The 15,648-nt window shown below is 67.0% G+C and carries 13 protein-coding genes; 8 read left to right on the top strand and 5 right to left on the bottom strand.

Going from position 1 to position 15,648, the window contains the following annotated elements; translation table 11 throughout:
• The first annotated feature begins 65 nt into the window (after positions 1-65).
• The 8 genes from ACVIYL_RS08625 to ACVIYL_RS08590 all read left to right on the top strand — a co-directional run bounded on the left by ACVIYL_RS08625 (position 66) and on the right by ACVIYL_RS08590 (position 6,876).
• On the top strand, positions 66-395 hold the full coding sequence (locus ACVIYL_RS08625) for an integration host factor subunit beta (RefSeq protein WP_016847379.1): 330 nt from the start codon (positions 66-68) through the stop codon (positions 393-395).
• 71 nt (positions 396-466) lie between these two features.
• On the top strand, positions 467-853 hold the full coding sequence (locus tag ACVIYL_RS08620; protein WP_456778274.1) for a LapA family protein: 387 nt from the start codon (positions 467-469) through the stop codon (positions 851-853).
• 75 nt (positions 854-928) lie between these two features.
• The gene (locus ACVIYL_RS08615; protein ID WP_456778273.1) at positions 929-1,588 is read left to right on the top strand and encodes a phosphoribosylanthranilate isomerase; all 660 of its coding nucleotides are present in this window, start codon (positions 929-931) and stop codon (positions 1,586-1,588) included.
• The gene (gene trpB, locus ACVIYL_RS08610; RefSeq protein ID WP_456778272.1) at positions 1,585-2,802 is read left to right on the top strand and encodes a tryptophan synthase subunit beta; all 1,218 of its coding nucleotides are present in this window, start codon (positions 1,585-1,587) and stop codon (positions 2,800-2,802) included. The genes ACVIYL_RS08615 and trpB overlap by 4 nt, the downstream gene beginning before the upstream one ends.
• Positions 2,799-3,635 (top strand): tryptophan synthase subunit alpha, encoded by an 837-nt coding sequence (gene trpA, locus ACVIYL_RS08605; RefSeq protein ID WP_253605802.1) that lies wholly within the window; start codon positions 2,799-2,801, stop codon positions 3,633-3,635. Before trpB ends, trpA begins: the two co-directional genes overlap by 4 nt.
• 104 nt (positions 3,636-3,739) lie before the next feature.
• Positions 3,740-4,681 (top strand): acetyl-CoA carboxylase, carboxyltransferase subunit beta, encoded by a 942-nt coding sequence (gene accD, locus ACVIYL_RS08600; RefSeq protein ID WP_456778271.1) that lies wholly within the window; start codon positions 3,740-3,742, stop codon positions 4,679-4,681.
• A gap of 95 nt (positions 4,682-4,776) precedes the next feature.
• Entirely contained in the window at positions 4,777-6,021 is a 1,245-nt protein-coding gene (locus ACVIYL_RS08595; protein ID WP_456781798.1) for a bifunctional folylpolyglutamate synthase/dihydrofolate synthase, read from the top strand.
• 114 nt (positions 6,022-6,135) lie between these two features.
• Entirely contained in the window at positions 6,136-6,876 is a 741-nt protein-coding gene (locus tag ACVIYL_RS08590; protein WP_456778270.1) for a metallophosphoesterase family protein, read from the top strand.
• A gap of 5 nt (positions 6,877-6,881) precedes the next feature.
• On the opposite strand, the gene ACVIYL_RS08585 is transcribed toward ACVIYL_RS08590, so the two are convergent.
• The 5 genes from ACVIYL_RS08585 to addB all read right to left on the bottom strand — a co-directional run bounded on the left by ACVIYL_RS08585 (position 6,882) and on the right by addB (position 15,626).
• The gene (locus tag ACVIYL_RS08585; RefSeq protein WP_456778269.1) at positions 6,882-7,340 is read right to left on the bottom strand and encodes a DUF2231 domain-containing protein; all 459 of its coding nucleotides are present in this window, start codon (positions 7,338-7,340) and stop codon (positions 6,882-6,884) included.
• An 83-nt stretch (positions 7,341-7,423) separates the two neighbouring features.
• A complete protein-coding gene (locus tag ACVIYL_RS08580) occupies positions 7,424-8,488 on the bottom strand; it encodes an ATP-dependent DNA ligase (RefSeq protein WP_456778268.1) in 1,065 nt (354 codons plus the stop codon).
• Between the two features lie 96 nt (positions 8,489-8,584).
• Positions 8,585-8,905 (bottom strand): thioredoxin, encoded by a 321-nt coding sequence (gene trxA / locus ACVIYL_RS08575; protein ID WP_016847387.1) that lies wholly within the window; start codon positions 8,903-8,905, stop codon positions 8,585-8,587.
• Positions 8,906-9,021: 116 nt separating this feature from the next.
• Complete coding sequence (gene addA, locus ACVIYL_RS08570) at positions 9,022-12,498, bottom strand: double-strand break repair helicase AddA (RefSeq protein ID WP_456778267.1); 3,477 nt, start codon at positions 12,496-12,498, stop codon at positions 9,022-9,024.
• The gene (gene addB / locus ACVIYL_RS08565) at positions 12,492-15,626 is read right to left on the bottom strand and encodes a double-strand break repair protein AddB (protein ID WP_456778266.1); all 3,135 of its coding nucleotides are present in this window, start codon (positions 15,624-15,626) and stop codon (positions 12,492-12,494) included. Before addB ends, addA begins: the two co-directional genes overlap by 7 nt.
• Positions 15,627-15,648 lie beyond the last annotated feature (22 nt).

Raw genomic sequence — 15,648 nt, 5'->3', positions numbered from 1 at the left:
CGTCTTGACAGTGCACGGCATTTTCACGGAAATGGGTTTCCGCAAGAGCCCGGATCCCACTTTCGATGATCAAATCCGAACTTGTTCAGCGTATCGCCGAGCACAACCCGCACCTCTATCAGCGGGATGTCGAGAACATTGTGAATGCGATTCTCGATGAAATCGTCGCAGCGCTGGCACGTGGCGACCGTGTCGAGTTGCGCGGTTTTGGCGCATTCTCGGTGAAGCACCGCCCGGCGCGCGCCGGCCGCAATCCACGGACCGGCGAGCATGTGCCGGTCGACCAGAAGAGCGTGCCGTTCTTCAAGACCGGCAAGGAAATGCGCGAGCGCCTCAACCGCGACGTGACCGAGGCGGGCGCCGCCAAGGTCGATGCGCCCAAGGCTGATGCTTAAGGCGCGACGTCAGGCGTTGCCGTGTTGCGGGCGATATGCCCGCATTTGCTCCATCGCTGCGAGAGATGGTCATGCGAAAGTTCTTCACGGCAGTGGTCGTCGTTCCGCTCGGTCTGATCTTCATCATTTTTGCAGTCGCTAACCGTCACTGGGTGACGGTGTCGTTTGATCCCTTCAATTCGGTGACCCCGACGGTTGCGGTCACGCTGCCGTTGTTCGTCGTCATCATCGCCTCCGCGATCCTGGGCGTGATCGCGGGCGGCATCGGAACCTGGTTCAAGCAAGGGCGCTGGCGCCGCGCGGCCCGGCAGCACGAGGCTGACGCCCGCCATGTCCGCGCCGAGCTCGCCGACCTCAAGGCCGCCGCCTCCCGGGACGACGCGCAGCGCCGTTCGGCCCCGGCGCAACTCGGCTTTTACGGGGCCGCCGAGCGAGACAAGCAGGGCGCGACGTTGTAGAACCCGCCCCACCGGACCAGGGTTCACCCCGGTTCCGGTCGCCCGACAACCCGTTTTGAGACCCGTTTCGAGACCATGCCCCTGCTCGTCAAAATCTGCGGCCTGTCCTCGCGCGAGACGCTCGACGTCGCGCTTGAAGGCGGTGCCGATATGGTGGGGTTCGTATTCTTTCCGCCGTCGCCGCGTCACATCAGCCTCGAGACCGCGCGCGAGCTTGGCAGCCGCGCCAAGGGCCGCGCCGTCAAGGTCGCCCTCACCGTCGATGCCGACGATGCGATCCTGGAAAACATCGTCGAGACGCTGCGGCCGGATATCCTGCAATTGCATGGCAAGGAGACCACGGCGCGGCTGCGCGACATCAAGGCGAAGTTCGGCCTGCCGCTGATGAAGGCGCTGCCGGTCGAGGCGTCGGCCGACCTTGCGCCGCTGCCGGGTTATGCCGGTGTCGCCGATCGCATCCTGTTCGATGCCCGCGCGCCGAAGGATGCCACGCGGCCGGGTGGCCTCGGCGCGCCCTTCGATTGGCACGTGCTGGAAAATCTCGATCTTGCGCTGCCCTACATGGTCTCCGGCGGGCTCAACGCCGACAACGTCACTGAAGCCGTCCGCGTCACGCGCGCCGGCGGCGTCGATGTCTCGTCGGGCGTCGAGCGCACGCCCGGTGTCAAGGATCCCGAATTGATCCGCGCCTTCATCCGCGCCGCGCGCGCAACCCAAGAACTGATGGTTCGATGAATCCAAATCTGCCCAATTCCTTCCGCAGCGGTCCCGACGAGCGCGGGCATTTCGGCATTTTCGGCGGACGCTTCGTTGCGGAAACGCTGATGCCGCTGATCCTCGATCTCGAAAAAGCCTATGCCGACGCCAAGGCCGATCCGGCGTTCCAGGCCGAGATGAATGTCTATTTGAAGGATTATGTCGGCCGGCCCTCGCCGCTCTATTTCGCCGAGCGGCTCACCGAGCATCTCGGCGGCGCCAAGATCTATCTGAAGCGCGAGGAGCTCAACCACACCGGTTCGCACAAGGTCAACAATGTGCTCGGCCAGATCATGGTCGCGCGCCGCATGGGCAAGAAGCGCATCATCGCCGAGACCGGCGCCGGCCAGCATGGCGTGGCGACGGCGACGCTGTGCGCGCGGTTCGGGCTCGAATGCGTGGTCTATATGGGCGCGGTCGACGTCGAGCGGCAGCAGCCGAACGTGATCCGCATGGAGATGCTGGGCACCAAGGTCGTCCCGGTGCAGTCGGGCGCGCGCACGCTGAAGGACGCGATGAACGACGCGCTGCGCGATTGGGTCACCAACGTGCACAACACCTTCTATTGCATCGGCACGGTGGCGGGTCCGCACCCCTATCCGATGATGGTGCGCGACTTCCAGTCGATCATCGGCCACGAGACACGCAAGCAGATGCAGGAGGCCGAGGGCCGCCTGCCGGATTCGCTGATCGCCTGCATCGGCGGCGGCTCCAATGCGATGGGCCTGTTCCATCCGTTCCTCGACGATCCCTTGATCGAGATTTTCGGCGTCGAGGCTGCCGGTCACGGACTGACGCAGCTGCATGCCGCTTCGCTCGCCGGCGGCCGTCCCGGCGTGCTGCATGGCAACCGCACCTATCTTTTGATGGACGCCGACGGCCAGATCGAGGAAGCGCATTCGATCTCGGCGGGCCTCGATTATCCCGGCATCGGCCCGGAGCACGCCTGGCTGCACGAGACCGGCCGCGTGAAGTATCTCTCGGCGACCGATGAGGAGGCGCTGGCCGCATTCCAGCTGCTGTCGCGGCTCGAGGGCATCATCCCCGCGCTGGAATCAGCGCACGCCATCGCGAAACTGTCCGAGCTCGCACCGCAGCGGCCGAAGGATCACCTGATGGTGGTCAACCTCTCGGGTCGCGGCGACAAGGACGTGCCGCAGGTCGGCGACATCTTGAAGGCGAGGAAGAAGTGACCACCCGTATCGACGCACGTTTCGCCGAGCTGAAGCAGCAGGGCCGCTCCGCTTTCGTCACCTTCGTGATGGCCGGCGATCCCGACGCCAAGACCTCGCTCGACATACTGAAAGCGCTGCCGAAGGCCGGCGCCGACGTTATCGAGATCGGCATGCCCTTCACCGACCCGATGGCCGATGGCCCCTCGATCCAGGCCGCCGGACTGCGCGCGCTCAAGGGCGGCATGACGCTGCGCAAGACGCTGGCGATGGTCCGCGACTTCCGCAAGGAGGACAACGCCACGCCGATCGTGCTGATGGGCTACTATAATCCGATCTACATCTACGGCGTCGACAGCTTCCTGGCCGACGCCAAGACCGCCGGCGTCGACGGCCTGATCATCGTCGACCTGCCGCCGGAGGAAGATACCGAGCTCTGCATCCCCGCGATGAAGGCCGGGCTGAACTTCATCCGGCTGGCGACGCCGACCACCGACGACAAGCGGCTGCCGGCGGTGCTCGCCAACACCTCGGGCTTTGTCTATTACGTCTCGATCACCGGCATCACCGGCGCCGCGACGGCCGATTCGAAGGTGGTCGCGGAGGCCGTGGCCCGCATCAAGCGGCACACCAAGCTGCCGGTCTGCGTCGGCTTCGGCATCCGCACCCCGGAGACGGCGCGCGCGATCGCCGAGAACGCCAACGGCGCGGTGGTCGGCACTGCGATCGTCGATGTGGTGCGTGCCAATCTCGATGCCGAGGGCCGTGCGACGCCGAAGACCGTGAGCGCGGTGGCCGACCTGGTTTCGGCGCTGGCGCAGGGGGTTCGGGGCGCCAAACAGGCCGCTGAATAAGCCACATTTTGCGGCAACAAGGCCGCCGATGGCGGCTTGCCGGGCTCGCCCGGCCCGCCATATATCCAGCTGGTGCGGAACCGATCCGCATTTCGGAGCGAACCATGAATTGGCTCACCAACGTCGTCCGGCCGAAGATCCGCAACATCCTGCGGCGCGAGACGCCGGAAAACCTCTGGATCAAGTGCCCGGATTCCGGGCAGCTCGTGTTCTACAAGGACGTCGAGGCCAACCAGTTCGTGATCCCCGGCTCGAACTACCACATGCGCATGGGCGCGGCGGCGCGCCTGAAGTCGATCTTCGACAATGAGACCTGGTTCGACGTTGCGCTGCCCGAGGTGACGGCGGATCCGCTGAAATTCCGCGACGAGCGCAAATATGTCGACCGGATCAAGGACGCCCGCACCAAGACCGGGCTGAACGACGCGATCAAGGTCGGCTACGGCAAGCTCGAGGGCGCCGGCGTCGTGGTCGCGGTGCAGGATTTCGATTTCATGGGCGGCTCGCTCGGCATGGCCGCCGGTGAAGCCATGGTGCGCGGGCTCGAGCTCGCGGTCGAGAAGAAGTCGCCCTTCATCGTGTTCGCCGCATCCGGCGGCGCGCGGATGCAGGAAGGCATCTTGTCGCTGATGCAGATGCCGCGCACCACCGTCGGCGTGCAGATGCTGCGCGAGGCGCGCCAGCCCTACATCGTGGTGCTGACCAATCCGACCACCGGCGGTGTCACCGCGTCCTATGCGATGCTCGGCGACATCCAGATCGCCGAGCCCGGTGCGCTGATAGGCTTTGCCGGCGCGCGCGTGATCGAGCAGACCATCCGCGAAAAGCTGCCGGACGGCTTTCAGCGCGCCGAATATCTGCGCGAGCACGGCATGGTCGACATGGTGGTGCACCGCCACGAGATGAAGGCCACGCTGGCGCGGCTGTGCCGCCTGCTGACCAAGGCGCCGGCGCTTGAATCCGCATCGAAGCCCAAGGCCGCGGTCACCGAGCCGGCCCAGATCGTCACGGCGCCTGAGACGGTGCCGGCCGCGCCGCACGCGTGACCGCAAGCGCCGCCTCACCGCAAGCCTCGTTCGAGGCGTTGATCGCGCGGATATCGGCGCTGCATCCCAAGCGCATCGATCTCAGCCTCGATCGCATGCGCGGCCTGATGGAGCGGCTCGATCATCCCGAGCGCAAGCTGCCACCGGTGATCCATGTCGCCGGTACCAACGGCAAGGGCTCGACCATCGCCTATCTGCGCGCAATCCTCGAGGCATCAGGCCTGCGCGTGCACGTCTTCACCTCGCCCTATCTGGTGCGGATCAACGAATGCTACCGACTGGGCGCCGTCGGCGGCGGCAAGCTGGTCGGTGACGATGAGTTGCGCGAGACGTTCGAGCACTGCGAGCGCATCAACGCCGGCAATCCCATCACCATCTTCGAGATGGAAACGGCGGTGGCGTTCTGCCTGTTCGCCAAGCATCCTGCCGATGTCGCATTGCTCGAGGTCGGGCTCGGCGGTCGGCTCGATTCGACCAATGTGGTCGAGGCGCCGCTCGCCTCGGTGATCGCGCCGGTCAGCATGGACCACATGGAATTCCTCGGCGACAATCTGACGGCGATCGCCGGCGAGAAGGCTGCGATCATCAAGCGCAAGGTGCCGGTGGTGTGTGCCGAGCAGGCGCCGGATGCGATGGCCGTGATCGAGACGCAGGCGAACCGCATGCGCGCGCCGCTGCATGCGGCCGGCCAGCAATGGCATGTCGGTGTCGAGCGCGGCCGGCTGGTCTATCAGGACGAGCGCGGCCTGCTGGATCTCGCCGCGCCAAAACTGTTCGGCCGGCACCAGTTCGACAATGCGGGCCTTGCGATCGCGACGCTGCGCGCGATCGACGCATTCAAGCTCAACATCGCGGCCTTTGAAGCCGGCATCGTCAATGCGGAATGGCCGGCGCGAATGCAGCGGCTGGTTTCCGGCACTCTCGTCGGACAGGGGCCGCAGGGCTCCGAGGTCTGGCTCGACGGCGGGCACAATGCCGAGGGCGGCCGCGTCGCGGCTGCGGCGCTCGGCGATCTTGAGGAGCGCGTGTCGCGGCCGCTGGTGGTGATCGTCGGGATGATGGCCAACAAGGATGCCAACGCATTCCTCGCCAATTTCGCCGGGCTGACCCGCCACATCATCGCGGTCCCGGTGCCCGGCCGCGACAACGGCATGGCGCCGGACAGGCTGGCGGACGCCGCGCGAGCGCTCGGCATGCGGGTCGAGATCGCTGATGGCGTCGCCGCCGCGCTGCAACGGCTTGCGGTGCTGGCCTATGAGGTGCCGCCGCGCATCCTGATCACGGGCTCGCTGTATCTGGCCGGTCCCGTGCTTGCGGCCAACGGCACGCCTCCTGCATGATGGTCGCGTTGTAGCCCGGATGGAGCGAAGCGAAATCCGGGGCCTTTCAATCCGTCACGGAAGCCCTCCCGGACTACGCTTCGCTGCATCCGGGCTACGGTAGGACAACATACCATGCGTTTTGCTGCGATCGCCGACATCCACGGCAACCATCTCGCGCTCGAAGCCGTGCTGTCGGACATCCGCGCGCGGGGCATTTCCGACATCGTTGACCTCGGCGACATGGTGAGCGGGCCGCTCGACGCCCGGCCCACCATCGATATGCTGATGGCGCTCGATGCGGTCCATCTGCTCGGCAATCACGACCGCTATCTGATCGATCGTCCGCACGAGAAAATGGGCTCCTGGGAGCGGCTGACCTATACCCAGCTCGAGCCGCGGCATCTCGACTGGCTGCGCACGCTGCCGGCGAATTCGATCTATCGCGACGAGGTTTTTCTCTGTCACGCAACGCCCCAGGATGACGAGACCTACTGGCTCGAAACGGTGCTGCCGGGCGGCGAAGTCTGCATGTCCTCGCTGGAAGCGATCGAGGCGAGAGCGGCCGGCGTGCCGCAATCGCTGATCCTCTGCGCACACACGCATACCGCGCGCGCCATGCGACTTCGCGACGGCCGGCTGATCGTCAATCCCGGCAGCGTCGGCTCGCCCGGCTATCGCGCCGGCAAGCCGCATCCGCATGTCGTCGAGGCCGGTTCGCCCGATGCGCGCTATGCGATCCTCGAACAGGTCGATGGTGGCTGGGACGTAACCTTCCGCCACATCCCCTACGACCACGCAGCAATGGCGGCGCTGGCGCGGCAGCACGGCCAGGCCGAACTCGCCTCGGCGCTGGCGACGGGATGGATTCGCTGACTTGCCTAATGGATGTGCACCTCATCCGAGACGCCGACATGCTCGCGATAGACCATCTCCCAGCCCTTCCAGCCGGTGAACAGCAGGATCAGGACCACGATGAGCGATAGCGCGAGACCGGTCGGCACGATGGCGGATGCGCCGTGCTCGAAGCGCGAATACCAGTTGTAGAGCGCGATCAGCACCGCGATGACATTGCCGCCGGCGTGCTGCCATGCATCGGAAAGATTGCGGACCTGATCGTCTCCGAGGAGATCGATCACGCCGGCGATGGCGGCGAGCGCGGCCATGATCAAGCCGATGCCAAGCAGCCAGAGCGAGGCGCTGGCCCAGAAGTCAGTGCCCGTCTTCCAGAAAGCGAGATCGGCAACGAAGGTCAAAACAAAGCATACGACTGGAAACGGAATAAGCATCGGATGGATAGGATGTCCCGCGACCTGCGCGGTTGATCTGGGGTTCGACATGGGTCCCTCCTGAGGGCCATTTGATCCCTCAACATGGACTGCCCGTCCGGGTTCCTATTCGCTGCACGGCAACGGCAGTGCCGTTATCCCCTCAACAGCTTCATCGGGTCGGCCGCCTTCTGCTTCAGTTGCTCGAACGAGCATTGCTTCGGCGCCTTGTCCGGACGCCAGCGCAGGATCGAGGTGCCGTGGCGGAAACGATCGCCACTGAAATGGTCGTAGCAGACCTCGATCACGAGCTTCGGCTTCAGCGGACACCATTGCGCCGAGCGCTCGGTCGACCACCGGCTCGGGTCGCCCGGCGCATTCCCGGTAAAGCCGGGCTTTGCAATCAACGGCTCGAGACGGTCGGTCAGCGCCAGCTTCTCCTGCTGCCTGATCGCGGAGGTGAAGCCGACATGATGCAACAAGCCGTCGTCGTCATAGAGGCCGAGCAGCAGCGAGCCGACCACTTGGCGACCGCCGGTCCTGTTGGTGGCGTAGCGAAAGCCGCCGACCACACAGTCGGCGCTCCTGAACCTTTTGATCTTCTGCATGCCGTCGCGATTGCCGGCCTGATAGGGCAGGTCCAGGCGCTTGGCGATTACGCCGTCGAAGCCGCCGCCGGATCGCGCCAGCCATTTCCTGGCAAGCGGGTAGCTCGTCGTCGCGGGAGATAGCCGAAAGCTGGAATTGGATTTCAGTTGCGACTTGGCGAACGCCTTGAGCTGCGGTCGTCGTTTGCTCAAGGGCTGGCCGGAAAGCTTCTTCATGGTTGGCGCGGCCAAGAGATCGAACGTCAGAAACAAGGCGGGCGTTTCCTGTGCGAGCCGCGTCACCCGGCTGGCGGCAGGATGGATGCGCTGCAGGAGATCGTCGAATGAGAATGTCCGGCCGTGCGGCACCACGATCTCGCCGTCGAGCACGAATGACGTTGCCTTCACGCTCAGCGCCGCGGCGACCAGCTCCGGGAAATAGCGGCCGAGATCTTCGCCGGATTTCGAGCGCAGGTCGACTTTGCGGCCTTCGCGTTTCAGCAGGCAGCGGAAGCCGTCCCACTTGGGTTCGTACTGCCACTCCTTCCCGCGCGGGATGGCATCGACCGAGCGCGCCTCCATCGCAACGAGCGGCGTGGACCTGGAAGCGGGCTTTTGACGCGGGGAGGGCAAGTGCCGGGACCTTCAAACGCAACACACACGGTCCCAACGCAAACGGCCGGCGAATCCGCCGGCCGTGCACGAATTTATTAATCAGAAGAAGCGGGATCAGACCGCAGCGGTGATCCACTGCTGCAGCTTGGCCTTCGGCGCGGCGCCGACCTGGCGGGACGCCATCTCGCCGCCCTTGAAGATCATCAGGGTCGGGATCGACATCACGCCATACTTCGATGCGGTCTTCGGGCTCTCGTCGACGTTGAGCTTCACGATCTTGACCTTGTCGCCCATCGCGCCGGAAATCTCATCGAGAGCGGGCGCGATCATGCGGCAGGGGCCGCACCACTCGGCCCAGAAGTCGACGACCACCGGCCCGGTCGCCTTGAGCACTTCGGCTTCGAAATCGGCGTCAGAAACCTTGCCAACGGCCATGTGAGTACCTCGTTCGGTTGAGACAAAAGGGCGCGGTTGGGAATCGCGCCCAGGAGCATGGGTCAAACCTATGAACGCCCCCTTGCCGGGTCAAGCTTGCTCACGCCGACATGAACTTATGCCAGGGCAGCGTCCAGCGCGGAGGCGGAAATCTCCATGATTTCAGTCGTTTCGGTCCAGAGCAGGGCGGCCCGCACGGGCAGCTGGGGATAAAGCCTGGCGAGCACCGCGCGGTACAGCGCGAGCTGCCGGACATAGCCCCGCGGCGCCTCGGCCATCGTCTTCGGCGGGGCATGGTTGGTCTTGAAATCGACGATCAGGACATGGTCCGGCGTCACCACCAGGCGGTCGATCTGGCCCGAGACCAGCGCCTTCGGCTGGCCCGACCGCTCCAGCCGCCCGACGATCGAGACTTCCGCGCGGCTGCCGGGCGCGAACACGGCGGCAAAGCGCGGATCGGCGATCAGGGCGAGCACCTGATCCGCGAGCGCGGCCTGCTCCTGTTCGCTCCAGCCGTCGGCATTGCGCGCGAGGAAGCCGAGCGCGGCGGCGCGCCGCCGCTCGAGGGCGACGTCGGGCAGCGATTGCAGCAGGCGATGCACCAGCGTGCCGCGTTGCAGGGCGCGGGCGCGCAGCAGCACCGATTCGCCGGTCCGGATCGGATGGCTGTCGCCGTCAGCCGGATCGGACGGACGCAGCATGCTCGCCGCCGATGCTTCCGGTGCGGTCGCAGCACGCAGCCAGGACGGCAACGTGATCGGCACCGCGGCCGCCGACGCAGTCGCGCCGGTGAGATCGGCGACGTCATCCGGCCGCGAATAGCGCATCACCTTGCCTCCTGGCGTCTCCAGCTCCTCGAGCTTGAGCCCGGAATTGGCGAGCCCCTTGGTGATCAGATCGTACCAGGACGATTTCCGCACCGTGTTCATGTTGCCGGGCATGCAGCCGCCGACGATCAGCCGGTCGGCGGCGCGGGTCATCGCGACATAGAGCAGGCGGCGATACTCGTCCTCGGTGTCGCCGAGCATCGCCTTGCGCGCCTCGGCGACGCCGGGCGGATCCTCGGCCTTCTTGCCGGCCCACACCACGACGCCGGGCGCGTTCGGCGCGGCATTGCCCTGCGGCAGATGGATCAGCCGCAGCCGCTGCGTGTCCGACGGCGAGGTCGTGGTGTCGACCAGGAACACCACCGATGCTTCGAGGCCCTTGGCGCCGTGTACGGTCATGACGCGGACCTCGTCGCGCGAAATCTCCATGTCGCGCTTCACCTCGGTGTCGGCGGCGCGCAGCCAGGCGACGAAGCCCTGCAGCGAGGCCGGCGCCTTGCGCTCATAGCTCAGCGCAAGCTCGAGGAATTCGTCGAGCGCGTCGTTGGCCTCGTGGCCGAGCCGGCGCAGGATGCGCGCCCGCCCGCCGTCGCCGCCGAGCAGCCAGGCGTAGAACGCGAACGGCGTCTCCTCGGTGAAGCGGCGCTCGCATTGTTCGAGACGGCGGAGCGCGGCCGAAAATCGCTCATCGGTCGGCGCCTGCGCGGCCAGTGCCTCGCGCAGCGAGCCGCGACGCTGATACGCCAGCTTGAACAAATCGTCGTCGTCGAGGCCGAACAGCGGGCTCTTCAGCGCCACCGCGAGCGCGAGATCGTCCTGCGGCAGCAGCAGCGCGTCGGCGAGGTTCATCAGGTCGATGATCGCGATGTGCTCGGTCAGTTTCAGCCGGTCGGCGCCGGCGACCGGGATGCCGGCGTGCTTCAGCGCCTGGATCACCGCATCGAAGGCGTTGCCGCGCCGCCGCACCAGGATCAGCATGTCGCCGTAGCTGAGTGGCCGCCGCCCGCCAGTGCTGCCGGTCATGGTGCCGCTGGCAACGAGGCGCTTGATCTCGGCCTGGATGCGCCGCGCCAGTTTCACCTCGGGGCTGGTCACCGAGACGCCGTCGAACGGCGCGCGCCAGCCTTCGATGTCCTGGCGATCGTCGGCAACGGCGAGATCCCACAGCTCGATCAGGCTGGGGCCGGCGTCAGTCATCGCATTGTGGATCGGGTAGCCGTTCTCGATCGCATGAATGCTGCGGAAGATCTCCTGCTCGCGGAACACATGGTCGACCGAATGCAGGATCACCGGCCCCGAGCGGAACGAATAGGTGAATGACACCGGGTCGAATTTCAGCCCGGCTTCCTCGAAACGCCGCTTCAGCTCGCGCCGGCGCAGGTCGAATTCGCGCGGCGCCGCGCCCTGGAACGAGAAGATCGACTGCTTCTCGTCGCCGACCGCGAACACGGTGCGCACCAGGCCGTCGCGCGCGCCGGCGCCGGAGGTGAATTCCGAGATGATGTGCGCGACGATGTCCCATTGCCGCGGGCTCGTATCCTGCGCCTCGTCGATCAGCACGTGATCGACGCCGCGGTCGAGCTTGTAATGCACCCAGCCCGACGAGACGCGGTCGAGCATCGCCAGCGTCTTGTCGATCAGATCGTCATAGTCGAGCAGGCCGCGTTCCAGCTTCTCGCGCCGGTAGTGCGCGGCGGCCGCGGTCGCGATGTGGATCAGCGCCTCGGTGCGGTCGCGCGCGACCACGGCGCGGCGGCGTTCGATCAAGGGACCGAGCCGATCGATCTCCGCCTCGAACCGATGGCCCGCGACCGCATTCTTCTTGATGAAACTGTTGGTGACGACAGACGCGCGGGGGGCGCGTTCATCGGTCAGGAAGACGCCGAGATATTCGTCGACCTGGGCTGCACCGGTGAAGGTCAGCGCGCTCCGCAGCCGTTCGGCCTGCTTCTGATCCGCCTTGCTGCTGGTATCGAGAAGCGTGGCCATCTCCTTCCAGCTCGACCGCGGCAGGTTCGGGCCGTCGACGATCTCGCGCTCGACCTCCTCGATGCGAATGTCAGAGGAGAAGCCGAGCGCGGCCGACATCTGCGCTGCGGCGGCCGCGGCGTTGCCGGCGGCATCGGTCCAGGCCATGAAATGGTCGCGGCTGAGGCAGGCCTCGCGGACCACCTCCTTGAAAGTGACGTCGGCGGCATTTGCCATCGCCGTCCGCAGCGCGCGGCCGATGGGACTGTCGGGAATCCGCGACGCCTCGAGGAACACCGCGAGATTGGCGCGCTCCATCATCTCGTTCTGGTCGCGATCGTCGAGCACGGCAAAGCGCGCCGGCACGTTGGCCTCGAACGGAAACTGCTGCAGCAGGCGGGTGCACAGCGCGTGGATGGTCTGCACCTTCAGGCCGCCGGGCGTCTCCAGCGCGCAGGCAAACAGTTTGCGCGCCTCGCGCCGCAGCGTGGCGGAAGGATGGGCAATGCCGGACTCGCGGATCGCGGCGTCGAGCCCGGCGTCGTCGAGCGTCACCCAATGGCCGAGCGTCGTGAACACGCGCTCGGCCATGTTGGCCGCCGCGGCCTTGGTGAAGGTGATGCAGAGGATCTTTTCCGGCGGCACGCCCGACAGCAGCAGACGGATGACGCGCTGGACCAGCACATGGGTCTTGCCCGAGCCGGCATTGGCCGACACGAAGGTCGACGCTTTCGGATCGGACGCACGCGCCTGCGCGTCGCGCACGGCGGGCGGGATGGGCCTGATAGCCTTCACCATTCCTCGATTCCCAGGCCGCCGGCAGCGGACCATTCCTTGATGCGTGCGAGGTCGTCATAGGCGCCGTAGCGGTTCGCCCACATCGAGAGATTCAGCGAGGTGTAGGCCTGCTGCTCGTCGTCGAAGGCGCGAATCAGGGCCTCGAGCTTGCGCCGCGCGCTGTCGGCGGCCTCGTCGGGCGGCTGCGGCGTGTCGCTGGTCTTGATCTTCAGCTCCAGCGAACGCTGCTCACCCGGCGGGTTGTTGCCGCTCAGCCTGACATAGACGAGGTCGCCGACCGAGGAGTCGGCCGGGATGTCGGCGAAGCCGCCCTCGCGCAGGATCGCGGCTTCCAGGGTGAGCTGCGGCGACAGGCCCATGCGCACCTGCTTGCCGGTCGGCGGCTGGCCGGTCTTGTAGTCGAGGATCGCAAAGCTGCCGTCGTCGCGCCGCTCGATGCGGTCGGCGCGCGCCGAGAGCGTGAAGGTCCTGGCATCGTCGAGCGGGATGCCGATCTCGCCGCGGATCTCGGCCCTGATCGCAGCAATATTGCCGCGCCGGGCCTGCTCCCATTCGGCAAACCATCCTGCGATGCGCTGGAAGCGCGGCCACCACAGCGCCCGCGCCTCGGGCCGCTCCATCAGCGGCGCAAAATATTTGGCCCCGATCTCGCGCAACGTGAGCAGGGTGTTGGCAGGCAGCGCGTCGGCATAGACCTGCGTGAACTCGCCGAGCGCCTCGTGGATCGCCGAGCCGCGATCGGCCGCCGACAACGGCATGTCGACGGGGTCGAGCGGATCGAGCCGCAGGATGTAGCGCGCATAGATCGTGTAGGGATCGCGCAGCCAGTCCTCGATCGCGGTGACAGACATCTTCAGCGGACGTGCCTCGCGCGGCGGCCGCGGCTCCGGCTGCGGGATCGGCTCGACCTTGTCGGGCCGGTCGAGCTCGGCGGCATATTGCACGTAAGTTTTGCCGGCCGATGTCGCGGCCTTCCAGCGCGCCTCGCCCGCGACCGCTTCGAGCCGGTGCAGGAAGCGCGAGGCGACCGCCGGCGCGCCGCCGACCTTTGCGGCGTGGGTGAGGATCACCTCGTGATGGCCGAGCAGCTGCGCAAAGTCGTGCGCGGAAAGCCCGATGCGGCGCTCGGGAAGATCGAGCCCGAGCTCATGCCGCATCGGCCGGCTCAGCCACGGATCGATCCGCGGCGCCGGCGGCCAGACGCCCTCGACCAGGCCGCCGAGGATGACGCGATCGGATTCGGTGAGACGGGCTTCGAGCTGGCCGAAGATGTTGAGCTGCGCGCGCGCCGATTCCGGTCGCCGCACCATGCGGTCGGCGAACGCGGTCTGGAACACCTCGGGATAATCGGCGAGCGGCGTCATCAGCCGACTCGGCTGCTGTTTGGCGAGCAGCTCGTCGAATGCGGACGCCAGCGACGCACCGGCGCGCTCCTCGAACACGACCGCAACGCCGTTCTGGTCTCCGGACAGCGCGATCAGCGCCTCGCGGTGGCGCGCGGCGAGCTCGGCGAAATCATGGGGTTTTGACGACGCCATGCCTTCGAGCGGCGCCAGCGCCGCCTGCAATCTGGCGATCAGGCCCTCGGCCTGGTTGAGCTCGTTGTCGCGCGGCTCCATGGCGTGCAGCGACGAGGTCTCGCCGCCGTGCAGTTTGACCAGCTCGGCGCGGAAGCGCGCGAAGTCGCGGGCGAGGCCGCCGGTCCCGGCTTGCGGCCGCGTGCCGCGGAGCAGCGCGATCTCCAGCACCTCGATCGCGCGCCGCAGCGCGCCGCGCGAACCGCCGAGCCGGAACAGCGGATGCTTGAGCAGCGCGAGCAGCGTCGGCGGCTCCAGCCCCTTGGCCGCCGCCTCCGCGGTCAGGCGGGCGAACACGCCGGCCGGCGTCTCGATCAGCGCATCGCCGCCGGAATCGTCGAACTCGAGCTTCCAGCGCGTCAGCGACGCCATCACGCGGCGCGCCAGCGCGCGATCCGGCGTCACCAGCGCGGCCGATTTGCCGAGATGCCGCGCCCCGCGCATCGCAACCGCGATCGCCAGCGCCTCCATTTCCGGATTGGGCGCCTCGACCACGGTGAGGTTGGTCATCCCGGCGGAAATCCGCGCCACGATCTCCGGCCGTTCCAGCCGATCGTGCCACTGCGCGGTCGCGGTCGAGGGACGCATCGTCTCCGACACCAGCACCTCGCGGCCGAGCGGCGCCGGCTCGGCAAGGCTCTCGACGTCGCGGCGCTTGATGCCGAAGCGGTCGAGCAAGGCGTGCATCGCGAATTGCGGATGGTTCGACGAGGGCGGCGTTACGAACCTGCCGTCGTCGCCGCGCTCGCCGCCGATCGTGTCCCAGGAGTCCTCGTCGAGATCGGTGTCGAGCCCGGGCAGCACCACGGCACCGTTCGGCAGCTTCGCCACCGCGTGCAGGAATTTCGCCGTCGCCGGCATCGAGCCGGTCGAACCGGCCGCGATCACCGGGCCCGCGTGGTGCGCGGTCAGCCGCGCCGCCTCCGCCTCGATCAGCAGATCGCGGCGCGCGGCGGGTTCGATCCGGCCGATCTCCTTGAGGTAGCTGGGCCAGGCGTCGCGCGCGATGCGCAGGAAGTCGAGCGAGTGCTGCCAGTATTTGTCGAGCTGGTCCGGCACCAGGCGGTCGAGCGCGCGCCAGTCGACGCGGCGCGTCACCATGTCGTCCATCAGCCGCGCCAGATCGCCGGCGAGTTGCAGCGTCGAGGCCGGCCCGCCGACCACCAGCGGCGCCGATACCGGCGTCTTCGCCCAGGCGGCGACCAGATGCGCCAGCGTCAGCCGGCGCTCGAGCTCGCCCAGCCTTGGCGGAATCTCCAGCGGCGCGGCGCCGCCGACGTCCTCGCTTTGGTCGGCGAAGGCGAGTTCGTCCTCATCGATGTCGCCAAGCGCGACGATGCGCGGCAGCACCGCGGCGTCCGACTCGAGCACATCGAGGAAGATTTCCCGCGCCAGCCGCCCGGCACGGCGGGTCGGCAGATACAGCGTGGCGTTGGCGAGCCTTGCCGGATCGCTCTGCGCCTCGAATCCCGCGACCAGCCGGCCATCGACCAGCGCCGAGATGACGGTCCGCAGGAACGGCGCAGAAACGGGAACACTGAAGACGCGCATGGGCTGCCTGATTCGAATCCGG

This window comes from Bradyrhizobium sp. USDA 3315, assembly GCF_054056795.1.
Note: the sequence above shows the minus strand (reverse complement) of the source record. Positions and strands in the feature narration are given on the sequence as shown.